Genomic DNA, 23,974 nt, shown 5'->3' with positions numbered 1-23,974 from the left:
AAGCTGCGTTAGTGTATGTTCAAATTGCCTGCAGTTTTAGCTCTGTGCCTGTACAAGAGGACTAATCGTAATGGATAACATCACATCTTCAAAAGCCCATTCAAATAACTCAAACACATCAGCAATTGACGATACTGTCTCTGAGATTGATGGCCTCGAAGTTCACACCTCAGTAGTTGAAGAGCGCTTTGATCCCAAGATTTTAGAAGCCGAGGCCATACACATTAAGGAGATGCAAAAAGAGTTTGTACAGAGCTATATAAACAAGCCTAAAACTTTAGAGGTTAAAGATTGGCTTAAAGCTCAAATGGCAAGCAAACTACCTGATCTCCCAACTGAGCAAGTTAATGCCTATGCTGATGAAATCACGACAACTCTTGATACGATTGAGAGTAAGAAACTAAAGCTTGCTAAGGCCGATAAGCTTCAAGTGCCTAAAGAGCAGTGGTTTTACTTTGATGTAAAAAATACTGTTTCTAATATGAGTGCTCTTGAGGGTGCTAAGTATCTACATAATCTAGATATAGCCCTTAAACAAGCAAACGAACGTATGGCTGAAACCATATTAACTAACAGTGGTCAAATCAATCAAAACCCAAATCTTGATGGTTTCATTGCTGAGCAGCACCACGTTAATACATTTAACCTCGAAGCGGAGGCTACTGGCAGTGAATACCGCGCCCGCGATTTAAAGCCTGTAGATAGCCGTTATCCTGCCAACTCTGTAGACATAGTAGTCGAGAACAAAAATACAGGCAAAGTTTCTTCACGATATCAGGCAAAGTACGGCAAAGATGCCAAAGCTACCGCCGATGCCTTTGAAAAGGGTGATTATCGCGGTCAGCAAAAACTTGTACCTGAAGGACAAGAGGGAGAGATCGGCAAGAAGGCCACTACTACCCTTGAGGCACCAGACGGAACAAAGAGCAAGCCTTTATCTAAACAAGATGCCAAGCGCATGCAAGAGGAAGCGCAAAGTGGTAAAAAGATTGAATATGACTACCATGACTACAGCCTTAAAGATTTATCCGTTGGCATTGCCAAAGAAGCTGGTAAATCTACTATTCTCGGCATGGCAACTGGTGCAGGCTTTGACATTGCATCCAAACTCTGGAAAGGTGAGAAGATTGATGGCGAAGAGGTCGTAGAAAAAGCATTAAAGACTGGAGCCGATGCTGGAGTAAAAACAGCAACTGCAGGCGCACTCAAGGTTCTATCAGAACGTGGCTCAGTACCATTTTTGCTCCCTAAAGGAACCCCAGCAACCACTGTAACAGCTATTGCCTCTGCTGCCATCGACAATGTAAAGGTGTTAAATAAGGCAATCAATGGAGAGATCACCGGCAAAGAAGCTTTCTACCAAATGGAGCAGAATACTGCAGCAACCTTGGCCGGCACTGTAGCAAGTGTAAAGGGTGCAGCCGCTTTAGGAGCGGCAGCTGGCGCGGTATTTGGCCCAATTGGCGCAACCATAGGCGGTTTAGTTGGTGGCGGCATCGGCTACATGGCTGGCTCTACAGTTGGCCGTGGCATTACTAAAGCTGCGCAAAAGGTTCGTGAAGTAGCTGTAAAAGCAGTCAGCACTGCTGCAAAGGCAGCTGTCAAAACAGCATCAGCTATTGGCAATGCCGTGGTCAGCGGCATCAAGAGCTTTGCGAGCTCCATATTCTCTTTCTTCTCGCTCTAGTCATGGTTCTAAGAGGACTTAAGATTCATAGCTTGAATCAAGCTCTGCCACAAAGCTCAGGCCGATTAGCTAGCTGCAGATAGTTGTTTGTAGACACTTTAACCTATCTGCAGCTTAGATAATTGGGCTTGCCATGAGATGACAATAAGCGCTGAACTAAAGCATTAGCATCTTGTTATGACAGAACTTTGCATAGCAAGGAGCTAATGCTTTTTCATTTCATGTTATCTAATTTAGCCGCATGCTTACTCTTGCCCTTTACAATGCTGCAATTGCGTAACAAGCGCATAGAGCCTTATCAATATTCGTGACACTGATCTCATACTGGAATTCAAAGGTATTTGGAGCCTGATCTTTTTGCACATATAGTTGTAACTATGATGGTTTGAGAGTAAACTTGGGTATACTATTAAGACGTACTGATTTTATACATGTGAATAATTAAGCTCAGTACATCTACCCATCACTTGCTGACACTAATGCAGCCTTAATCACCTTAGGAGCCGCCTATGGCCAAGACAATTAAGTTTAACCTCATGTGCGATGGCTACCCATGCCGCAATATTGAGGATGTGCAAGAGCATTTTTGCATCGAGGACATGCTTGAGTACTACGAAAGTGGTCTTCTCAAGCGCTGGCTTGAGGTGCGTGGCTTTAAAGACGAACTAGCCGAGGTTGAGGCTATTAAAGCAACTGAGGTTCTGCAGATCACTGAAGAGCTAATCCGTATCTTTGAAATCCTTACCGATGAGGACAAGGTCAAAGAGGCTGTCTCTCTCATTAACTACCAAAAGAAGCGTCAAGCAGCCAACCAAGTTAATGAAGAAAGAGGCTATCAGAGCGCTACTGTTATCTCTAATTACGTGTCAGGATATGACTCCATCGTCAAAGAAATGCTGGACAAATCCACCCCATCTAAAGTGGTGCAGCAACACATTAATACCCTTGCTACAGACTACCAGCCACTGTTTGAAAAGAATATCTATCCGCTCTTTATTACTAGCCTTCAGGACCGCCCTCTTGTCTGTCTCAATCTGCTTTACAACGAGCATTCACGCAAGTTTTTAGTGCCTAAATACTCTTCCATTGATCAATATAGGACAACCAATGCATATGACGTGGGCATCCTAGACAATAGAATAAAAGATTTTAAAGAAAATGAGAAATTAATATTTAGTTCAATTCAACCAAATAATTTTCCTTTCATGCTATTCAACTCTATCGGGCTAGAAACTCGTTATGAGAGTTTCAAATCACTTCAAAGCTTATTTGAAGGTCAGCTTAAGGTTGTGATGAATATTCCTGAAGAAAAGAAAGTCTTTGAAAAACGCGGAACTCGATGTCTATTCGTAACTGCTTATGACTTTACTCTCGTCAAGATATATGATGATAGCAATGGCACTGAAGATTACAATTCTTCTAACATTAGCGCTTTTGCGGCGTTGTTTGGAAGCAGCCTCCAAAGCGCAGGTACCGTTAGTCCTTTCCAAATAACTGATGGTCTTACATTATCTTCTATTGACTATAGTGATTATCCAGTAGCATATTTCAAGGTGGATGACTAATGAGCCAGAGATCTTTAAAGCACGTTCTTGGCTCATATATTGAGTCACTGCATCCGATTATCTATATCCAAAACTTCGACTTCAATTTGGTCGATAGTGCTATCGAGCAAGCAGTTGGTAGTCAAACTAGGATCATTGAGTTTTCCAATGCACTAGGCGCAGTTAACTTTAAGACCAAGAATGCTGAGCTTGCTGAGCCTCAGGGCTTATACGAGTTCTTGTACCTCAATCGTGACGAGGGCTTTGGTTTTGATGATGAGCATGAAAACCTCAATGGCTCTATCTTATTGCTAAAGGATGTACATAATCAGCTCAGCGATCCGCGTATTATTGCCTTTTTACGTGATATTGCCGAAAAGACATTGCACAATCCAAACTATCGTTGCACTGTCATCATCGTCTCAGAAGTAGTTTATATCCCTAAGGAAATTGAGGCTTATGTTACTGTCGTAGATGTGCCTCTACCCGGTCGAAAAGCCATTATGGCGCAAGTTAGAGACTTCATTGCGCTCATGGATCTCACGGTTCCTGAGGATCTGGTAAGTGATCTTGCCCTCTCTTTAAAGGGCCTTAATGAGCATCAGATTCAACAGGTGCTACGCCTTGCCTATCAAGATGGCGGCATGATCACCACTAGCGACAAGAAGCTTATTCTTCGTGAAAAAGAGCAGTTCATCAAAAAGTCCGGCATGCTCGATCTTATCAACGTTAAGGAAAATATTGACGAGATCGGTGGTTTAGCTGTGCTTAAAGACTGGCTCTCCACCAAAGCAAAGATCTTCTCACGCCTCGATCGCGCCATAAAATTTGGTGTGCAAGTACCAAAGGGTGTCATGATCGTGGGCATGCCTGGTTGCGGTAAATCACTAACTGCCAAGGTGTCTGCGCGTATGTTTGGCATCCCTCTAGTGCGTCTAGATGTGGGCCGACTCATGGGCAAATACGTGGGCGAGTCTGAGAACAACATGCGTCGCGCTTTAAAGCTTGCTGAGGCTATCAGCCCTTGTGTGCTGTGGATTGATGAGATCGAAAAAGCTTTCTCCGGCATTGGCTCTGGCAATGGCGGCGGTGAGGTAACCACCAGACTCTTTGGTCAAATGCTCACTTGGATGCAAGAAAAGGAAAACACTGTTTTCATTGTTGCCACTGCTAATGATATCTCTGCCCTGCCTCCTGAGTTTATGCGTAAAGGCCGTTTTGACGAGGTCTTCTTTGTCGATCTGCCAGATGAGTCTGAGCGTCGTATGATTCTCGACATCCATCTAAAGAAGCGCAGAAAGTGGCAAAAACGTCTCGATACAGCTGATTTAGCTACTAAAACCAAAGGCTTTAATGGCGCTGATCTCGAAGCTGTGGTTAATAGCTCAATTGAAAAGGCTTTCATTGAGAATGAAAGAGCCCTCACCAAGGAAGATCTTCTCAATACCATTAAGGTCACCGAGTCAGTTTCAGCCATGCTCGGACCAAAGATTGATGAGTGCCGTGAGAAGGTATCTGAGCTAAAAATTAAGAACGCCTCAAAGAAGCCCGATAGCAGATCAAAGAAGAACGAAGATTATTAGCCAAGCATTTTAATGCTTCATTGCTGAGGCTGTGATTATGAGTAGATATCACAGCCTCGGTCTTATGTGACTTTTTCCTAAGTTAATCGAGCACTTTGCAAGCAAGATAACTAACCTATTAATAGGCAAAATCATGGCAGATCAAAATACAATTGATGTAGGCATGTCTGAGGTTGATGGCGTTGAGGTTCAGACCTTAGTAGTAGATGAGCGCTTTGATCCTAAGGTTCAAGAGGCTGAGGCTATTGCTATCAAAGAGATGCAAAAGGAGTTTGTTCAAAGCTATATCAATAAGCCTGAGACTGTAGATACCAAAGATTGGCTCAAAGCTCAAATGGCAAGCAAGCTTCCTGATACACCTCCTGAGCAAATCAATGCCTATGCAGATGAGATTACCTCAACTCTTGAGACCATCGAGCAAAAGAAAGCTAAGCTTGAAGCTGCAAACAATAATGGCCGTCCAGTAGAGTCATGGTTTTATAATGAACTACGTTCAGCAAATTCAAACTTAAGTGCTCAAGAGGCTGGCAAATATCTGCAAGGTCTTGATGATGCCATTAAGCAAGCCAATGATGAACTAGCTGATACCATCTTAACTAATAGCGGACAAATCAATCAAAACCCAAATCTAGATGGCTTCATTGCAGAGCAGCACCATGTTAATACATTTAACCTCGAAGCCGAGGCTACTGGCAGTGAATACCGCGCTCGCGTGCTCAAGCCTGGTGATAGTGGTTATCGGGCCAACTCTGTAGACATCGTAGTTGAGAACAAAAATACAGGCAAAGTTGCGTCTCGCTATCAGGTCAAATACGGCAAAGATGCCAAAGCCACCGCCGATGCTTTTGAACGAGGTGATTATCGCGGTCAGCAAAAACTTGTCCCTGAAGGACAAGAGGGCGATATCGGCAAGAAGGCCACTACTACCCTTGAGGCACCAGACGGAACAAAGAGCAAGCCTTTATCTAAACAAGAAGCCAAGCGCATGCAAGAAGAGGCGCAAAGCGGCAAAAAGCTTGAATACGACTACAACGACTATAAACTCAAAGATCTTTCCTATGGTATTGCCAAAGAAGCTGGTAAAGCCGCTCTTCTGGCAGCTGCCGTTGGCACTGGCTTTCACGTAGCTAAAAAGCTCTGGGATGGTGAAAAGATTGATGGAGAGGAAGTTGTAGAACAAGCATTAAAATCTGGTGCAGATGCAGGTATCAAACACGCTAGTGCGGGTGCTCTAAAGGTACTTGCTGAGCGTGGCACTTTATCAGTTATCCCAAAAGGAACTTCAGTCTGCGCAATTACTGCCATTGCCTCTATAGCTGTAGATAATACCAAAGTCTTATTTAAAGCGGCTAATGGCGATATCAGTCCAAAAGATGCTTTCTATCAGATGGAACAGAACACGGCTGCGACTGTAGCTGGAACCGTATCAAGCCTAAAAGGAATGGCTATAGGCTCAGCTATAGGCATGGTATTAGGCCCAGTTGGCGCATATGCTGGTGGTCTTATTGGAGGCGGTGTCGGCTACATGGCTGGCTCTACAGTCGGCCGAGTCGTGACTAAAGCTGCGCAAAAGGTTCGTGAAGTAGCTGTAAAAGCAGTCAGCACTGCTGCAAAGGCTGCTGTTAAAACGGCATCTGCTATTGGCAATGCCGTGGTCAGCGGCTTAAAGAGTGTTGCTGGCGCTTTCTTCTCCTAGTTATAAGAGGACTTAAGTGCCATAGCTTGAATCAAGCTCTGCCACAAAGTTCAGGCCGATTAGCTAGCTGCAGATAGTTGTTTGTAGACACTTTAACCTATCTGCAGCTTAGATAATTGGACTTGCCATGAGATCACAATAAGCGCATATCTAAAGCATTAGCATCTTGTTAAGACAGAATTTGTTTAGCAAGGAGCTAATGCTTTTTTCATTGGTACGGATGACGTGACTAAATGGTCACATCAAAACTGCCCATTATTTGCTATTGCCACATACTAAGCTAAAGCAGCATAGGCACTTGTCCATAGCATGAGCCTACTCTTTGCTTGGCAAAAGCTGGCTGTTAACAGTGCCATCTTCATTTAGCTTATCTGAAACATACACAGTTTTTGAGCTGCCATCGGCATTAATTGCTTCAATTGCTCCCACCTGTCTCAGATCATTACTAAATACGACGCAGTAGCGATATGGATTAGGGTTTTCTAAGCTTAGACCATATCTCTTGTCGATGACCTGTTTGGTGCCTTCGGCAAGCTTTGTGAGTATGTTTTCACCGTGGCGAGCAAGCTTAAACTCAAATACAGTATCTTCAACCAAGATATTGAGGTCTGGCTTATAGACAACTAAATCAGCACGCCCTAAGACGTAGTGAACCTCGCGAGCAACACCAATACCAGAGAATTTAATGGCGATGTAGCAAAAGCCAGTTACCACATTTTCGCGATTATTAGGTGCAAATAAGTCCTCAGGTGCAAGATTTAATATCAAGTTAATCTGCTTTGCTAAACTATGCCCACCCTCATGGAAGCTAGCAAAAAGACTATCTCTGTTGTCAAAGAAGGTTTGGAGTTTTTCATAAAGCTTGTGTTGTGCCGGTTCTTTATAGAATGAAGGCGACATTACAAATTTAGTGAATGTTTTGGCAACCTCATAATTTGCAAGACCTATGTATGCAAACTCTCCTTCAACTCGTTTAATGCTTAAGTAGCCTGATTGGAACAAGACGGCAATTGCACATTCATCATTTATATCGTCTAAATTGTCAATCTTAAAGATTAATGAATCAATATCAACTTTAATCAGATGAGCATCGTAATCATTGAGTTGTCTATCATTAAGATCCAGCATGAATACAAGATTCATTGATTCAATAACTTTCAACAACTCAGGACTATTTTGTTCAATAGATTCAAAGAAGTCTGGATACAACCTCTTCAACACTTTTGATTTAACAACTTGAGAACATGTTCCGAAGAGCTTAAAAATGAAGGAATTCTGAGCGCCTGTGCCGCTCCAGTAATTAATAAACCCATTTATTGGGCGAGTCAGAAAAGAAGAAACACTAACTGGACTGAATACATTTTTGCTTCTGTTATCTCGATTCCCAAGCTGAGTAAAAAGATAGCCATCATAGAAATAGCTAAGTTTTGCCATCAACTCATCATAGTCCAAATCTAGAACTTCTTGTGCGTTTTTAAGCTCTGGAGCAAAATAGTGCTCTATCTCATCTTGAGTGTAGCCGCAACAAGTAGCGTATTCATCATTAAGAGAGATATTCTTAAACTGATTAGCACCAGAGAAGATGGAAGTCTGCGCGTATGAACTGACTCCTGTAACAAAAACCCACCTAAAGTACCTAAGAGCCTTGATTGATGAGAAAAACTCTATGAATTCTAATCTTATTTTGTCAAAAAGTTCAGGATTATTTAGGCTTCTAGTCAAAGGAGCATCATACTCATCGATCAATAGCACGACCTTTTTAGAAGATAATGGGAGATCTCCATCTTTTAGCTCTGGATGTTGGGATAAAAAAGCCTCATCTGTCAGCTTCTCTAGGCATAATTTGATTAAAATCTCGAAACGCATAGCTACACGTATATTTGTTGGGATTTCAACGCCAAAGTAAGAAGCATACAAATCGAGATCTTGTCCAAACTTTTGCTTAAACTGCTCTTCTGAAGATACTACAAACTTACTCCAGTCAAAGCGAAAGACAAAATAGCGCTCAGTCAATGGCCAATGATCGTAGCAGTAGAGACCTTCAGTGCCTACAGTACCTTTAGAGAACAAATACTCTAAGGTTGAGACCATGGTGCTCTTGCCCATGCGACGAGGTCTTGTGAGCAGGAAAGATCCGCGTCTTTTTGCAAGTTCACAAGCGAATTTAGTCTTATCAACATATACCGTGTCACCTGCTATAAGATCATCAAAAGGAATTAAATCACCATCGGTTATGAATCTTGTCTCCATTGGCAGCCCCGTTTTTGACTTGAATGAAACATAGCATCTTTAGATATTATAACGCTTTAGCTAAGGCATAGGTTCAGCAAAGCGCCTTATTTCATGGCAAAGATGAAGTAACTTAAATCAACAATAGAATTAACAGAAGTACATCTTTACTAAGAGAAACATTCTGCTCATCTTGAATGCGTCTAACGACAGTTCGATGCACCAATTCCCTGCCTATAACAACTCTCTTTGGCCTGTGCCTTATTCATTCAGCTTATCTGAAACATACACTGTTTTTGAGCTACCATCGGCATTCATTGCACTGATGGCAGCTACTAGCCTCTGATCTAGGCTTATTAGCACGCAATAGCGATATGGATCTGTTACTGCAGGGCTTTTATCTGAGTCATTTTCCTGGGGCTGTACTGATGATGCCTTAAGCTGTTTGAGTTCTTCTTGACTATTGGCAAGCTTAAACTCAATGACAATATCCTCAGCCACATCTGCCAATTCGCCCTGATGAGGCTGATAGATAATTACCTTGGCCTGATCTGCGTCCAGCTTAACATCGCATTTCCTTACAATGGCTTGGAATTTCAAGACCCAGTAGCTAAAGAAGGCAAGCTGCTTTTCACCACCATCTCTAGTGAGTAGGCTATCAGGGACAGTATTTAGTATCCCCTGAAAATACTTGCCTATATTGGATTTGCCTTTGTGCAGCCGCTCAAAAATATCTAAGCGGAGCTCCTCAAGAGACGCCAGCATTTTTGCAAGATTATAGTAAGTGCTTTTGATAAAGCTTCCTTCAGAATTAATAACTGATACCAGAGACTTTGTAGCGTCGTAATTGGCAAGACCTAGGTATACTTTGTCGTCATCAACATGCTTAATGGCTAAGTATCCAGCCTGGTACAGGATAGCAATAGCATTATCAATAGTGAAAAGCTCATCTTCAGATAAGTCGACCTTTAGTGAATCTGCATCCTTGCAAAACAAGCGATCTTTGTCCTGAGGTTGATCATGTGAAAGTAGCTCAAATAGGAAGAATGGCGACCAAGCTTCGATGAACTCATTCACCTTAGGATCACTGAGATCTAGTGAGTCAAATACACTCTTGTAGAGCTTCCTCAAGAGCTGCCTATTAATCTCTTGTGAGCTGAGAAATATCAGCTTTAACAAGAAATCAGAACCACCACCTGTCTTACCCCAGTAATTATCAAAGCCATCTGATGGATCGCTCAAGAACGAGGAAACACTAACTGGGTTAAAGAGTTTATGAGTATCATTATGACTGTCATGGAGACTATTGAAAAAGTACCCACCATAGTAATAACTAAGCTTATTCATTAGCTCGTCACGACTAAGGTTAAACTCTTGTTGAGCATTCTCTAGCTCTGGTGCAAAGTAATGCTCAAGTTCCTCTTGAGTATAGCCGCAGCTGGTGGCGTATCTTGGATCGAGTGAAATGTCTATAAACTGATTTGAGCCACCGAAGATGGAGCTCTGCTTGTATGAGCTTATACCCGTAACAAATACGAAGCGGAAGCCTATCTTCTTGATGGTTGCAAATAGATGACAGTAAAACTCTTGAAGCTCATGAGGATCTCTATTCGTTTCTAAATAATGCGTAAGCGGAGTGTCATACTCATCAATTAGTAAGACTACCTTATCCGTGGATAATGGCTGATCCCCATCCTGAAGCTCAGGGTGGTCTGCTAGAAAGCTCTTATCCGATAGCTTCTTCACACTCTGAGCAACTAACTGCTCAAAACATACGTGTATAGGATCATCTTGAGAGATCTCAACGCCAAAATAACCTGCATAGTTCTTCAATTCACTACGGAACTTATCTCTTAGCGAGTCTATTGAGGTGATATCAAATAAACTGAATACAAACTTGAAGACGAAATAGCGCTGAGTCTCTGGCCAATGATCGTAGCAGTAGAGACCTTCTGTGCCTACCATGCCTTTAGAGAACAAATACTCTAAGGTTGAGACCATGGTGCTCTTGCCCATGCGACGAGGTCTAGTTAATAAGTAACACTCTTCTCGCTCTGCCATAAAACAGGCAGCTTTAGTCTTATCAACATAGACAAATTTGTCGTGAATAAGCTGACTAAATGATTTATAAAAACCTGAGGCAATTTTTCTTGGCACCATAATCATACCTCGTACATTAAGCTAGCGATGCTGCTTACATAGTATAAGCCCTTTAACACGATGTCAGCTGAAATAGCTAACTAGATCTTCATATAATGCTCAGGATAACCACGCAAATATCATGTTTGCTTGTGTTCGTTTAGCAACAGCCTATTACTGGGATTTCCATTCCCTGTTGCTGGCTATACAGATGATGTTCAGCTTCATGCTGGTGGACGGGGATCAGCCCCAGCGCCTGTGCAAGCACTGATAGAAGGTGTTTCTGGGCAGCAGGTCCAACGCCGCCTTTTGCAGCCCACGGTTCAAAAATCAGTACAATGTCTACAAGAGCCGGACGGATGGAGGTAACCAGGAATGAGCAAGGAACAAGGGCTGACCTCGTATGAAACCAGAGAAATCCTCTTTTACAAGACCGAAAACGGAGAAGTGCGGGTGGAAATCCTGCTCTTTCAGGAAAACCTCTGGCTGACACAGGCAAAAATGGCAGAGCTGTTCGATGTACAGAAAGCAGCCATTTCCAAGCATCTGAAAAAGATTTTTGAATCCGGCGAACTGAACGAGGATTCAGTTGTTTCCAAAATGGAAACAACTGCGGCGGACGGGAAACGGTATCAGACCAACTATTACAATCTGGACGCCATTATCGCTGTGGGGTATCGTGTGACCTCCAAAAAGGCGACCATGTTCTGCATTTGGGCGAACCGGGTGTTGAAAGAGTTCATCATCAAAGGTTATGTGATGGATGACGCACGGCTGCGGGAGCCAGAGAACTTTTTCGGCAAGGATTATTTCGAGGAACAACTGGAACGTATCCGGGAGAGCGAGAGAAGGTTCTACCAGAAAATCACGGACATCTATTCCCAGTGCAGCTCCGACTACGATGTGGAAAGCCCCATCACAAAGGAGTTTTTCGCCAATGTGAAGAACAAGCTCCACTATGCGCTCCCCCATCATACCGACGCCGAGATCGTATATGGCCGTGCCGACAGTACCAAGCCCAACATGGGGCTTACCACATGGAAAAACGCACCCAAAGGCCGTATTTGCAAATCGGATGTCGCCGTCGCCCAAAACTATCTGAACGAAACTAAAATGCGAAACCTGAACGAGATCGTCACCATGTACCTTGACTATGCAAAACGGCAGGCCCGCCGAGGAAATGTCATGTATATGGCCGATTGGGTCAAGCGGCTTGACGCATTTTTACAGTTCAACGAGGAAGATATTCTGCATGATAAAGGCAAGGTGATCGCTGCCATCGCCAAAGCCTTTGCTGAGAAAGAGTTTGAAAAGTTCCTGGTATTGCAGGATCGGACCTATCAGAGCGACTTTGACCGGCTGGTTGCGGAAACTTCGGATGATCTGACAGAATAACCATATATACATCAAAGCCCACGCCACCGGTCTCTTTCTGGCTGCGTGGGCTTTTTCGGCCATCGCTTATTTCTTGTTTTGCAGCTGTTCATGGGCCTCCTGCTGGACAATCAGCCCCTCCGAAAAGCCATACTTGAAATGGCTCTCACTTTCCTCGCACTGAGCGATAGCGTTCTGCGCCCGGAGTTCCTCCACAAGAGCGTAGTCCTCTTTGCTGAGCCGCTGGGATAGCTGCTCCATCAACGCCGCACAGGTTTGAATCGCCTTGCGGTATTCCTGGGATGTGGGAACAACGGTTTCACAGGGATAAAACTCCCCGTTATACATGGCTTCGAAAATCATTGCGTTCCCTCCCTCAACAGTAGACCAACTTCGCCAGGACGATTTCCTCGGCCCTGTTGTGGATGGAGTTCATGGAGCGCACCCATGCCATCTGGTCGGCAGATTTCAGGGCTTGCGTGACGCCCTCTTGCTGCATCATGGCTTTTTCGATAATTTCCAGCCGCTCCCGGCAGGCGGTGTCGATTTCCTCCAAATGAGGAAACAGCTTTTCAGTGACAATAAGGAGTGCCATATTCATGTAGCTTAACTACCTCACATACCCACTTGAAGGGGCCGTAGTCGTTAATTGCGCTGATGGTTGCAACGACAACAGCTCTTAGCTTAGCTTGCTGTTGTGATATATTTTCAAAGCTACAGGACTTATATTATTGCCATAGAGCTCATAAGCATTTGAAAGAAGCGCGATACGTGCAAATACAAATGTGGATAAAAGGGATAGAATTGCCTTTTGCAAGTTGAAAAATTAGATCACGTTCTAATTATTTGACAGCGGAAAACAATTAGTTAGCTAAGTGCTAGTAATTTCAATTACAATGCTCTAAAAATTTTCACTCACTACCGTATTGGAAAATCTGCATGACCGTCATGCAGCTTTAGAAGACAAAGGGCCCCAACACTTTGGAGCCCCACATTGCTTCTCTAATAGAAAAAGGTGGCGCACTTTTGCAAAGGCTATGTTTAGCTTTATGATTCGCGCTCGTAGTTATGAGTTTGTGTAGTGAGTTGCAGCTATAGTATCAATGCTGCCTGAGGTGATGGGACTTGTATTAATTTGCGAGCTGCAAGACCCACCCGTAGTTATGAAGTTTTTTTGGTAGTGCGCTTGTTTATCTAACAAGCTTGGATAACTACTAGAGGTGATGGGCCTTGTATAAATTTGCGAGCTGCAAGACCCATCCGTAGTTATGAAGATTTTTATGTCGTGCGCTTGTTTATCTAACAAGCTTGGATAACTACTAGAGGTGATGGGCCTTGTTAAGTTTTGCGAGCTGCAAGACCCACCCGTAGTTATGAAGATTTTCCTTTCGACTCATCTAATGGATGAGCTTTCTAATAAAAGACTGCCTATGGCCTTTATGTAGCATGAAATGCTTGCCTATCTAAGCAGACTCCTTAGTGTCTTTCGTATACTCAGCTGTACGAATATTTAAGTGCATATGGTGCTTGGTCACTATGCACTTATTTTTTTGCTCCTAAGTTTTGTTAGGAGTTGAGATTAGCAAGCTTTAACTCTGCTAAATCTCTTATAAAGCGGTATTACTAAGTAAGCTCAATAGCTTGTATACAGAGCCTACTTGAGTAAAAGGCCTTACTTGACGCTCATTACCTTGTCAAAGCAAGAACGCACTTGTGTGTCCATATTGCTATAGTTAGCAATGATCTCTTTAGCTATGTCTTTAGCGCTCCAGAGTTTTAATGAAGCGTCGTTTTGCTTAGCTGCAGCTAAAGTCTTCTCAGTAAAGCCAGCAAGGGATACCAGTAATGAGTGCTTAGTGCCATAGATAGTCATAACCTCTTTGGCAATCTCAATCATAGGCTCGGTTAATGGGCGGGCGCTTTGCTTTATCTGCACACTTACTTTGACATTGCTTGGAGTTGAGACAATTAAGGTCGCGCTGCGTGAAGTGCTCTCAGCACAGCAACGAGTCTTAAAGCCCTTTGCGTCAAATAAGTTTTGGAGTAACTTTTCTAAGTTAATCTCTTTAGTTGAAACTTTAGAACACAGCATCTGAGCTACTAAGTCTTCTTTGCTCATGCTCTTTGGTTTGTTAAAGTCGCCGTGACCAGGTAAATCATTACGTGCATTTGCTCGTGGACTAATAATCTTAGTTGTAGCAAATGCGCTTGCCTTGGCCTTCTCTAAGCTTATAGCGTGATGGGAAAGCTTATGATCTGCCGCAGCAATCTTGTTCACGTACTCTGACAAATCATGGCAGGAGCGTTGTTTACCTGCTTTTGAGTCTGTCATGTACATTTTTACATCCTCTTGATGGTAACTTCAGTCTATTTAGCTATAACTCAAGGCCAATCTATGTATTCGTGTATTCTGACAAGCTTTTTAAAGAAGCAAGTCGTGATGATGCTCTAGCGGTCAGTTTAGCTACCGCTTCTTTGTAAAGGCCTAATATCCAAGAACTTCTCTTTGATATTTGAGTATGGCTATTAGTGCAATAGTCTGATTTGAACAAGCTCTAATTGATAGCAACCTTAATATTGCTCAATGCGCTTGTTGTGCATGCTTAATTAAAGAATAGGAAAAAGCTAACGACGGAGGGGAAGACTCAAGCTACAAGAGTTTTAGTAAGTTGACTAACTCATAGCCTATAAAGGTCTTAACAGCCTTATGTCAGTTTGTCTAGGCAAAGCATCATTATTAAATGCTGCACTAGCGCCTATTCTTTTTTGAATTCTGTAAATTGCTCTGCGTGTTAGAAATAGCCTGTAAGCTAAACCATCGCGTTAAAGAGCAAAATATCTGCTTGCCAAATGTTATGCACATTTGACAAGCAGCTAACTCTCTTATGTTTGTTTGCTGTATCTATTCTTTACAAAAACGCGCCGAACTTCACTAGCTTCAATCTTTGTTCCTAGATACTGAATCACATAGTAAGATTTTTACGTCTTAGATGCAAGTACTTGATTAATAAATTTTTATCATCATGTTCAAAGATAGCCTATTTATCACATTTTAATGCGTAACTAGATACTACACAATCGCTCGCTATAGATACTACAAAGCTGTATCTAACTTGATACAACATTTTGGCCTGAAAAGCACGCAATCTTGATACAACATTTTTACCGCCTTACTACATCAAAACTTACAAAATTTTTGCGATAGCCATCACAATGTATAGAACATTGTTTAAAAAGCCATAACTTGCTCGAATCGTGTCTTTTTTCTCTCATTTCTCTATAAAAGTTTGGTCTTCAAGCCAAGCGTATTGTTTATAGTCGCGTTTAGACGCCATCATTCCCCAAGTACACCTTCTGTCTAGCCTATACACCCTGCTCTCTCAAAGCCTGTATTCATGCCCTTTCATGCAGCAAAACGCCTAGTTAAGTCCTCGTGTTGCAACTTGCCTGCAACCAATGGTTTTAGCGCCAAATATGGCCTATCTCAGCGTACATTTGCGATAGCCATCGCAAAAACTTTAGCCTATATATGCGATTTATGACTTTTTATGACGGGGATCGCAAAACTCTTTAAGACCCTATCCTCAAATTTTTTACTCGCCTACAAAGTGCTTATTTATGCGGTATCTAGGCACTTAGGTATGCCTTAGATATATATGCGCTTGCGTAAATAAATCAGTTTTGCGATAGCCATCGCAAAAGCTTTATCAATTCGACTTTACAGTGCATGCCATCGACTAGTGCTTAGGAGTTGAACTATGGCAAGCGTAAAAGAAAGTTCCAACAAGCTATCTCAAGCAGTACTGTGCCCATCTGCCTATATACAAGAGGACAAGCCTAGCAAGCTTTGCGGGTTTGAAGATGACAAGTGGTGCAGCTCTAAACTCAAAGGGGATATCTATGACTCTCAGGAGCTTTCTTTAGATGATGTAACTAAGCTTGGTCAACTTAGTCCAAGCAAGGGCAGGATTAACTCACTGCGTAATGTCCGCCTCCTTAACCTGCGCCCTCACGGCAATAAAGTCTCTGCAGTGTTAGCAGCAGATCAGAGTACTGAGCACATTGAGACTTGCGATCATGTCAGTCTCATGGCTGCACCTTTATATGCCCATCAGTATCTTGAGCAATTGATGCAAACAAATTACTTGCTAGAAAACTCAAATGCTGCCTCGTCATGCCACAAGGACACTGCTAGTCGTCGTTTTTCAAGCATTGCACAAGAACATATTGCTCAGCATTCAGACTTTAAGAAGCTCTCCACTTGTTATGGCAAGCGTACTTTAGTTCATAAAGTAAGCTGCATAGAGTCGCCTCGTACCTCAGCTGAGATTGAAAAAGCTTTCTCTGGCAAGGATAGTTCTAAAGGATCCACCGCAAACAAGATTATTGATCCCCATGCTTGTGTAGATCAGAGTTTCAAAGCTCTATTCACTAGGCCGGAGCTGTGCTCACCGACTGATTTAGAGTCTGCCAATGCCTTTTATCAGCACCACGATCTCACTGACGCAGCCCAAGATCATCGTGCTGCTTGTAAGCTTGCAGTGCCTCGCCATGATCTTAATACCGCTCGTACTCAGACATTAATGGCAGAGAACACTAAAGAGACCGTCTCTTTAGCTAGCCAAGATCTTCGTGCTCATCATGCATCTTCTGTTGCTATGTACCCTGCTAATGTCGCTCTACATGATCATAGCTTCCATCATGGCGATGATCCTGCCTTTGCAGATTCTGCTGATAATCATCAGTATGACTTTGTGTTTATGGCCGATGAGCTCGAGCTGTGCTACATCAATTGCTTGTACTTAGTCAGCTTTAATGAGGGTGAGGCTATGCGTCCTTACAAGCCTCTCAATACCAACAGAACTCGTCCGATGCGCTTAACTAAGCTGCAGATGGGCTTAAAGATCCCTCGTTATACCTACGCTCTATGTCATATCGACAACTGCAGCTATACATTTGAAGAGGTGGTCTTAGGCCTGGCCATTGGTGAGCTTTACTCTATGTTCACCTGTCTGAATGACTATGGCTATTTATATGATCAGCTTGAAGATGAGAAGGTAGCTAAACGCAAGAATCTGCCATCAGCACTCTTAGAAAGATTCATTAACCTCAAGCAGGAGTCTGCAACTAACCATATCTATGTACATGATGGCCATAAGCATGATGATCCTTCCCATAAACCTAAGCTGCCTAAGCTGGATGCACAACGAGCCCATCAGCCTCAGTTAGATGTAAATAGAACCTCAAAGCCTAAGTTAGATGCCTCAATAGCGCATCTACCTCAGCTAGACGTCTACCAAGATAATCAAGCACAGTTAGTCTCTAACAGACCTACTCAAGCCACCATAGCTGTTCATAGACCAGGCTTTAGCATCTATCCTCTAAAACAAGCTAACTTAGATAATGAGTTTAGCTTAATAAGCCGCTATCCATACAATGGCAGGCTTAGTTTAATGGAGCTGCAGCATGGGGCTAGACGCAATGTAACTTTTAGCTTTGGTAAGCATAATGAAGTCTTAATTAGCTGCATTCCGCTATCTAAGCAGAGTTACAAAAACTATAAAGAGCATGACAGATCAAGCCTTGATAGCTTGGCTACATCTGCTTACAAATCTCCGCTCTCATTACTTTCGATCCCCGATCGCCTATCTAAGACCCATTATGAGATTGAGCTTAGTGATGGTATAGCGATCCAAAGTCAGCTCTTTAGTGCCAAAGCCTTTGCTCTACAGTGCAGTAAGTATGACCGTTTAGGACTTGCCGTAACCTTTGGCGCACTCAAAAGAGAACATTTAGCTCGCCGCTTAGATAACCGTCTGCTTGAGGAACTTAAGAAGCATTTAAGTGTCTCAGCTATTGCTCAATACATCATCGATACTGCCTCAAGCAAGGCTCGCCTCAATCCTGACATTCTTGAGGCCATCTTTGTGAAGGCTCGTGAGCTTAACTATATATCTAAGCTTTACGGACCACGTGGCTCAGAGTATCAAATAGCTTTATTTGACGATCATATTGAGATCATCAAAGGCCACTATTATGGCCTCGGTACTAAATATTTAAGCACCATCCACGGTCGCTATCGAGGCGTCGCCTATACGTACCAAAGCAATGAGTTCAATCCCCTGCATCTGCTGAAAGGAAAAGTGCATGTATCTAACATCGATAACAAGTCGCTGATCCTAAACCTCATCGATAGCGAATACTCAGTTGACGAACTACATGCATCTTACAAAGATTATAAAGAGATCGGCACAAGCCTCATACCGCTTAAATACTAGGCTCTCAGAGCATCAAGCATCTTGATGGTCATACATTGAGATGCTATGCCGTGAGCTAGCGATGCAGCGATCTCGCTATGTAGTGAGATCGCGCTGCAGCTAGATCGCTACAAGCAATGCCGCGCCATACATGCTATAAGAGCACACGCTTGTTCAATGCCACATGTTGGCATCTAATGATACTCAAGCTAACCTTGCGCTAAGATCGCCGCCTTTTATTTAAACGACTACCCACATTACCACCCACTACAGGAGATAGCGCACTGCTGCGCCCCACAAGGTGCTACTACGCGCTGTATATTGATGAAAGCTACTCCACAGACATTTGATGATCTTAAGATCAGCGCTACTTTTTCAGTATCAGATCAAAACTACTCTCCCATGGCATTAGGAGCCATGATCTGTGCCCCGCATTTTATTGCTGCACCTGCACAGCTCAAGCTGTGTCTGAACAATAAAAACAGCTTCAATCTAATTGATAACTTCCAGCGCTGTAACCGTCGCTACCACCCTAACTTTCGTGGCCAGGTAAATCGTGAAAAGCAACTCTCTCTTGAGACTTTAGCCCGTTTGCCTAATGATGCAAGCCAGGCAAGCTCAAAGTCTGCCTCTATAAAAGTAAGCGCTAAGAGTAATTGCAATCAGACCTCATCCAATTGTAATCAGGCCTTATCCAAGAGAACAAACGATGAGAACAAGACCAATAAGTCTCAAGCCTATGGCTGTGAGCATGCCGCAGATAGCGCTGCATCAAGCCAAGCCTACAAGCAGGAGAACACCCAAGCTTTAACAAGTGCTAGTGCTTTTATCTCATCAGACCCATACGATTTTGCTTGGTCAGCCCCGATCCCTGACTTTACCTCAGTAAGCAAGCTTATGCACTGTCATGAAGTGCTCAGCTCACCTAAGCAATCAGATGACTATAGAGGCAAGAAGATCACTAGTGCTGCAGCAATTAATCAAACTTGCGCTGGTTTTAACGGACTCAATTCAAGCGCAGATGATGCCTATATCGAAGGTAATGCGCTTAATTTATTGGCCTGCAAGAGCATGCAGGATCTTAAAAACATACACCAAGCTCTTAGCGAGGATGCTGCAACTGCTGCCAGTGATAACAATGCAGAAGATGTATGCCATGACTTAGCATCATACCTTTATCAGAGCCATGAGCTAGCTATTACTTCACCAGAGCTAATTGCACAGCTTTATAACGCTTGCTCTGATCTTAGTAAGGATCAAGTTTCCAACTACTTAGAACATGATAGCGATGGTGATGCTTGCAACGCTCTAAACAGCCTGAATCTGTATATTGGAAGATTAATTGAGCATGATCCAGAGACTTTAAATAAGCTTATCTTACAAAGCACTTGCAATCTGCAAGGCATAAGTGCAGTTTGCCAAGATCAAGATGTACCTAAGCACGTGCCAAATCTCAGCTCCCTTTTCTCACAAAATCAGAGCTCTGATAATGACTATAGCGCTACTGACCATATGGCCATGATCTCATTACGTGCTGCGCTAAAGGCTCAGCAAGCTAAGCGCAAGGCAAACAGTGATAAGCGCACTACTAAAGAGAATCACAAGACTGAGGATGAGCTCTTATTAGAGCAACTGAATGGCTCCAATGAGCTTGAAGTACTCAACAATTACCGCATGACCTTCAACTACTCATTACGTAGTAACTATCCAGAGATTGGTCCTTTTAACCAAGATCTTGCCCATTGCGATGAAGCACAAGAACACACAGACCCATCCACAAGATCACAGGCATCACAGCCATTAGATAAGCCTAAGGCACCTTTAATCAATAACATGTCGCAAAATACAGAAAGCGTGCCTCAAGAGAGCCTGAATAAGGCTACAGAAACTCAAGACACTGCCAACTGCTCTCACTGCGCTACAGAGGCTTTACAAAGCTCATCAGAGACAAAGACACGCTGTAATAAGAAGGGTAAGCGCAATGCTAAGCAAGCTGCTGTAGAGACTGATGGGCCTATATCCTTTGCACTCGAGAGCTTTGTAATGAATAAGCTCAATGACAAAGGCGCAAGATCCCAAACACCGAAAATTAAAAAGCATAGCTTCGTCAAAAAGCACGCCTAGCAATGAGCTCAGGGCCTAGCAATGAGCCCTGGGCCAATCAAACCCATTCTGGCTGCAGACTCTTGTAATAGCTTAAGATCTCAGTCTTAACTTAAGTAGGCAACAAAATTAACCTTACTGTAAGCTATTTTGCATCTTTTGCCATGAGGCGATTTTAGTATCTATCACCATGAATTAAGCCGCTAGCATACGCCTCTTAGGGCACACACGTCGATTTTTTGTGACTAAGCTAGCAAGTTGATAACAATTGCTTTGATTGAACTAAATTAGTTTGGCAGCATTTTCACTCTCAAACAAACCATATGCTTGCATAGAGCTTTGTTTAATTTTGCTCTTAAATTGTTCTAAATTCGATCTTAGGCCTCTTGTGTGTCGTATATGTTATCAATATCGTATACAATTACACGAGTACAAAAGATTTGTGTTTTACAAAGAAGCAAGATTTCTCCTAAGCTTTAATGTTTGCTTAGTAGAACATTATCCATTGTCACATTTTTAATTGCCTGTTAAGGCATGACGCACATCATTTTCTCATGTGCTTAAGAGATCATGCTATGATCTAAAACGTGTGATAGTTTTTTAATCGTCTAAGGTTTTGATTATGGTTAAGCCACCTGCAGACAGCACCATCTCTTGGTTCGTTAGTCAGTGTCATATTCACAAGTATTCTCAGAAAAGCACCATCATCCACGCTGGTGAAAAGGCTGAGACTCTGTACTACATTGTTAAGGGCACCGTAGTTGTATTGATCAAAGATCACGACGGCCACGAGATGATCCTGACCTATCTTAACAAGGGCGATTTCATCGGCGAACTCGGTCTTTTCAACGAGTCTGAGGAAAACCCAACCCGTACTGCTTGGGTAAAGGCCAAGACTGCTTGCGAAATTGCTGAGGTTTCCTACAACAAGTTCAAGCAGCTCGTTCAGGTTAACCCTGAAATCTTAATGCGTTTAAGCCAGCAGATGGCTGAGCGTTTAGCTGATACCTCTAAGAAGGTATCTAACTTAGCCTTCCTCGACGTTACCGGTCGTATCGCTAAGACTCTGTTAAACCTCGCTCACCAGCCAGAGGCAATGACTCACCCAGACGGCATGCAGATCAAGATCACCCGTCAGGAAATTGGTCAGATCGTTGGCTGCTCTCGTGAAACCGTTGGTCGTATCTTAAAGATGATGGAAGAGAACCACCTCATCCATGCTCACGGTAAGACCATCGTAGTTTACGGCACCCGTTAATTTCCATAAGCCAAGCACCCTTGGCTTACAAATACAAAAGCCCAGTTTTGCTGGGCTTTTGTATTTGTACCGACCAAAAATCACACCGCCACAATCATTTACCTGCCACTACATCATAGCGCCACCAAAAATACCAGCCCAGAGCCGTAGCACCTGCCTAAGTTAAATACTTAAGCCCCTATCCGTATTACGACGCAGCCCCAAGCTAATCTAGAATCTGCCGCATTGCATCGCCACAGTCCGTCTTCTAACTTACAGCAACGTTATGCCCCAGTTTTAAATGCTATGACTTAGCAAAGAACATCTTGAACCTATCGCCCTCAACACCAGCGATGATCCAAACAAAGCTTTATAGCACGCCTAAGATAATCAATAGCTCTAGAATTAAGCTACCTCATCGCCAAAAGTTCTGAATCACCAAGAAATATGGTTCGCGCCCAGCTTATTGCCTAGTCTTGCACGTAAGCTAAAGATAAGCCCTTTTCACGTCATCATAACTAGCTATTAAGACATACTCTCAGGCGAAAAAGGCAAGTAATGTGTCTGACACCATCAGCAAATGTAGACTTTTGAGTAGACAAGATCGCATAGAAGTGTGCATTACATCAGCTTTGCAGTGCTGATTTGTTCCCTTATCATGTCAATTTGCTTCCTTGTGCTATACTATGCACGGATTTTTGCACGAGACTAGCAAAAGTTTTAGATATTTGGCTTATATACGCCATCTATGCTTTAGTCTTGCAGCAGAATACCTATTTACCAATACGGCTCTGATCTTGTTTGCCCCCTATGCTAAGGTTTTAGACAGGGACTCAACGTTCACCTTAAGCAGAGCTTGTATCTACAGGAGTTAAAAATGGCATCACTGTGTGAACGCGGCGTTCATTCATTCAATAAAGAAGACCTTCTTGCCTGTTCAAGAGGTGAGTTATTCGGACCTGGCAATTCACAGTTACCAGCTCCAAACATGCTGATGTTTGATCGCATTACCTCTATTCGTGATGACGATGGCGAGCATGGTCTTGGCCAGATTACAGCAGAGCTCGATATTACTCCTGAACTGTGGTTCTTTGATTGCCACTTCCCAGGTGATCCAGTTATGCCTGGCTGCTTAGGTCTCGACGCTATGTGGCAGTTAGTTGGCTTCTTCTTAGGCTGGCGTGGTGGTCCTGGTAAGGGCCGTGCATTAGGCGTTAAGTCAGTTAAGTTCAAGGGCGAAGTTTTACCAGGCTGCAAGAAGGTTACCTACGTTATCGACATGAAGCGTATCGTAGCTCGTGGCAAGCTCCACATGGGCTTTGCTGATGGCAAGGTATTCGTTGACGGTCAGCACATCTACACCGCCGAAGATCTGCAGGTAGGCCTCATTCCTCCTCAGGCTTAATCGCTAGCACCTTAGTGCCCTTAAGCTTGAAAAAGTGCCCTCAAGCGCTGCAATTAAGCAGCATTCGAGGGCATTTTTGTTTCTAGCGCCACTCACCCTACCTCAAGCCAAGCCTCAATATCCTTATATATACTCACTAGAGGCGATCTCAAAGCGCCTCTTATCCCAATCTCACATCCACCCCAGATCGGGACTCAAGGCAATATGCCTACAACGCTCGTCTTACCATACATAGCCTCAAAATTAAGACATAGGCACTTACAACGCTTGTCTTACTATGCATAGCCTAGACTCAAGGTATTGGTACTTACAACGCTTGTCTTGCCATGCTTGTAATTAATCTTATGCTCAGATATGGCCTATTGCTTGAGATGCATGCAGAAAATTGCTGTAGTTTTAATATGGCGATCTTAACTGTTTTGGGTATTCGAACGAGATGTGTTGGGATCTGCTATGAATTGCTAGATCAAAAAGGATGGAGCCTCAAAGTGGCTTGTTTTATTGCGGGCATAAAAAAAGCACCTTACGGTGCCTCTTTTAGATGGTCGGTGATGTAGGATTCGAACCTACGACCCACTGCTCCCAAAGCAGTTGCGCTACCGGACTGCGCTAATCACCGATGGGCGCTATTATATGTAATGCCTGATCCCGTGTCAACACTTTATTTGAAAATTATGCTGCACAAGCAATAAAGCTTGCACAGCATAACTCTTCCTAGCA

The 23,974-nt window shown here is 43.1% G+C and carries 14 protein-coding genes and 1 tRNA gene; 9 read left to right on the top strand and 6 right to left on the bottom strand.

Annotated features, from left to right (window positions below; genetic code table 11):
* Positions 1–70 precede the first annotated feature (70 nt).
* The 4 genes from H524_RS13490 to H524_RS13480 all read left to right on the top strand — a co-directional run bounded on the left by H524_RS13490 (position 71) and on the right by H524_RS13480 (position 6,510).
* Positions 71–1,687 (top strand): hypothetical protein, encoded by a 1,617-nt coding sequence (locus tag H524_RS13490; protein WP_052338818.1) that lies wholly within the window; start codon positions 71–73, stop codon positions 1,685–1,687.
* Positions 1,688–2,196: 509 nt separating this feature from the next.
* Positions 2,197–3,252 (top strand): hypothetical protein, encoded by a 1,056-nt coding sequence (locus tag H524_RS0100755; RefSeq protein WP_027938854.1) that lies wholly within the window; start codon positions 2,197–2,199, stop codon positions 3,250–3,252.
* Positions 3,252–4,814 carry an AAA family ATPase gene (locus H524_RS13485; RefSeq protein WP_044121150.1) on the top strand — a complete coding sequence of 521 codons (1,563 nt, stop codon included), beginning with the start codon at positions 3,252–3,254 and terminating at the stop codon, positions 4,812–4,814. The genes H524_RS0100755 and H524_RS13485 overlap by 1 nt, the downstream gene beginning before the upstream one ends.
* A 133-nt stretch (positions 4,815–4,947) precedes the next feature.
* Positions 4,948–6,510 carry a hypothetical protein gene (locus tag H524_RS13480; protein ID WP_052338817.1) on the top strand — a complete coding sequence of 521 codons (1,563 nt, stop codon included), beginning with the start codon at positions 4,948–4,950 and terminating at the stop codon, positions 6,508–6,510.
* Between the two features lie 315 nt (positions 6,511–6,825).
* Here H524_RS13480 and H524_RS0100740 read toward each other — a convergent pair whose 3' ends face one another.
* The gene (locus tag H524_RS0100740; RefSeq protein WP_027938853.1) at positions 6,826–8,760 is read right to left on the bottom strand and encodes an AAA family ATPase; all 1,935 of its coding nucleotides are present in this window, start codon (positions 8,758–8,760) and stop codon (positions 6,826–6,828) included.
* A 240-nt stretch (positions 8,761–9,000) separates the two neighbouring features.
* Positions 9,001–10,899 carry an AAA family ATPase gene (locus H524_RS0100735; RefSeq protein WP_027938852.1) on the bottom strand — a complete coding sequence of 633 codons (1,899 nt, stop codon included), beginning with the start codon at positions 10,897–10,899 and terminating at the stop codon, positions 9,001–9,003.
* Positions 10,900–11,253: 354 nt separating this feature from the next.
* Between H524_RS0100735 and H524_RS0100730 the strand changes: the two genes are divergently transcribed.
* Positions 11,254–12,273 carry a virulence RhuM family protein gene (locus H524_RS0100730; protein ID WP_027938851.1) on the top strand — a complete coding sequence of 340 codons (1,020 nt, stop codon included), beginning with the start codon at positions 11,254–11,256 and terminating at the stop codon, positions 12,271–12,273.
* Positions 12,274–12,339: 66 nt separating this feature from the next.
* Here the strand turns inward: H524_RS0100730 and H524_RS0100725 are convergent, their stop codons facing one another.
* The 3 genes from H524_RS0100725 to H524_RS0100715 all read right to left on the bottom strand — a co-directional run bounded on the left by H524_RS0100725 (position 12,340) and on the right by H524_RS0100715 (position 14,590).
* Positions 12,340–12,615 carry a DUF6809 family protein gene (locus H524_RS0100725; protein ID WP_027938850.1) on the bottom strand — a complete coding sequence of 92 codons (276 nt, stop codon included), beginning with the start codon at positions 12,613–12,615 and terminating at the stop codon, positions 12,340–12,342.
* Positions 12,616–12,628: 13 nt separating this feature from the next.
* Complete coding sequence (locus tag H524_RS13475) at positions 12,629–12,853, bottom strand: TnpV protein (protein WP_084281567.1); 225 nt, start codon at positions 12,851–12,853, stop codon at positions 12,629–12,631.
* A gap of 1,071 nt (positions 12,854–13,924) precedes the next feature.
* Complete coding sequence (locus H524_RS0100715) at positions 13,925–14,590, bottom strand: restriction endonuclease (RefSeq protein ID WP_027938849.1); 666 nt, start codon at positions 14,588–14,590, stop codon at positions 13,925–13,927.
* Between the two features lie 1,420 nt (positions 14,591–16,010).
* Between H524_RS0100715 and H524_RS0100710 the strand changes: the two genes are divergently transcribed.
* From H524_RS0100710 to fabA, 4 genes are all read left to right on the top strand, one after another.
* Entirely contained in the window at positions 16,011–18,530 is a 2,520-nt protein-coding gene (locus tag H524_RS0100710) for a hypothetical protein (protein WP_027938848.1), read from the top strand.
* Between the two features lie 303 nt (positions 18,531–18,833).
* Positions 18,834–20,633 carry a hypothetical protein gene (locus H524_RS0100705; RefSeq protein WP_027938847.1) on the top strand — a complete coding sequence of 600 codons (1,800 nt, stop codon included), beginning with the start codon at positions 18,834–18,836 and terminating at the stop codon, positions 20,631–20,633.
* A gap of 601 nt (positions 20,634–21,234) precedes the next feature.
* The gene (crp, locus tag H524_RS0100700; protein WP_407708024.1) at positions 21,235–21,870 is read left to right on the top strand and encodes a cAMP-activated global transcriptional regulator CRP; all 636 of its coding nucleotides are present in this window, start codon (positions 21,235–21,237) and stop codon (positions 21,868–21,870) included.
* 856 nt (positions 21,871–22,726) lie between these two features.
* A complete protein-coding gene (gene fabA, locus H524_RS0100695; protein ID WP_027938845.1) occupies positions 22,727–23,254 on the top strand; it encodes a bifunctional 3-hydroxydecanoyl-ACP dehydratase/trans-2-decenoyl-ACP isomerase in 528 nt (175 codons plus the stop codon).
* Between the two features lie 542 nt (positions 23,255–23,796).
* Here the strand turns inward: fabA and H524_RS0100685 are convergent.
* Positions 23,797–23,873, bottom strand: a tRNA-Pro gene (locus tag H524_RS0100685).
* Between the last annotated feature and the right edge of the window lie 101 nt (positions 23,874–23,974).

Origin of the sequence: Anaerobiospirillum succiniciproducens DSM 6400, assembly GCF_000482845.1 — a bacterium.
GTDB classification, from domain to species: domain Bacteria; phylum Pseudomonadota; class Gammaproteobacteria; order Enterobacterales; family Succinivibrionaceae; genus Anaerobiospirillum; species Anaerobiospirillum succiniciproducens.
The sequence above is the reverse complement of the archived record's forward strand: the minus strand, read 5'-3'. Positions and strand labels throughout refer to the sequence as shown.

Coding starts and splice junctions, on each gene's coding strand:
- H524_RS0100715 (WP_027938849.1), bottom strand. CDS start 14,590: ATGTACATGACAGACTCAAAAGCAGGTAAACAACGCTCCTGCCATGAT.
- H524_RS0100705 (WP_027938847.1), top strand. CDS start 18,834: ATGAAAGCTACTCCACAGACATTTGATGATCTTAAGATCAGCGCTACT.
- H524_RS13475 (WP_084281567.1), bottom strand. CDS start 12,853: ATGAATATGGCACTCCTTATTGTCACTGAAAAGCTGTTTCCTCATTTG.
- H524_RS0100735 (WP_027938852.1), bottom strand. CDS start 10,899: ATGGTGCCAAGAAAAATTGCCTCAGGTTTTTATAAATCATTTAGTCAG.
- H524_RS0100710 (WP_027938848.1), top strand. CDS start 16,011: ATGGCAAGCGTAAAAGAAAGTTCCAACAAGCTATCTCAAGCAGTACTG.
- H524_RS0100740 (WP_027938853.1), bottom strand. CDS start 8,760: ATGGAGACAAGATTCATAACCGATGGTGATTTAATTCCTTTTGATGAT.
- H524_RS13480 (WP_052338817.1), top strand. CDS start 4,948: ATGGCAGATCAAAATACAATTGATGTAGGCATGTCTGAGGTTGATGGC.
- H524_RS0100725 (WP_027938850.1), bottom strand. CDS start 12,615: ATGATTTTCGAAGCCATGTATAACGGGGAGTTTTATCCCTGTGAAACC.
- H524_RS0100730 (WP_027938851.1), top strand. CDS start 11,254: ATGAGCAAGGAACAAGGGCTGACCTCGTATGAAACCAGAGAAATCCTC.
- H524_RS13490 (WP_052338818.1), top strand. CDS start 71: ATGGATAACATCACATCTTCAAAAGCCCATTCAAATAACTCAAACACA.
- fabA (WP_027938845.1), top strand. CDS start 22,727: ATGGCATCACTGTGTGAACGCGGCGTTCATTCATTCAATAAAGAAGAC.
- crp (WP_407708024.1), top strand. CDS start 21,235: ATGGTTAAGCCACCTGCAGACAGCACCATCTCTTGGTTCGTTAGTCAG.
- H524_RS13485 (WP_044121150.1), top strand. CDS start 3,252: ATGAGCCAGAGATCTTTAAAGCACGTTCTTGGCTCATATATTGAGTCA.
- H524_RS0100755 (WP_027938854.1), top strand. CDS start 2,197: ATGGCCAAGACAATTAAGTTTAACCTCATGTGCGATGGCTACCCATGC.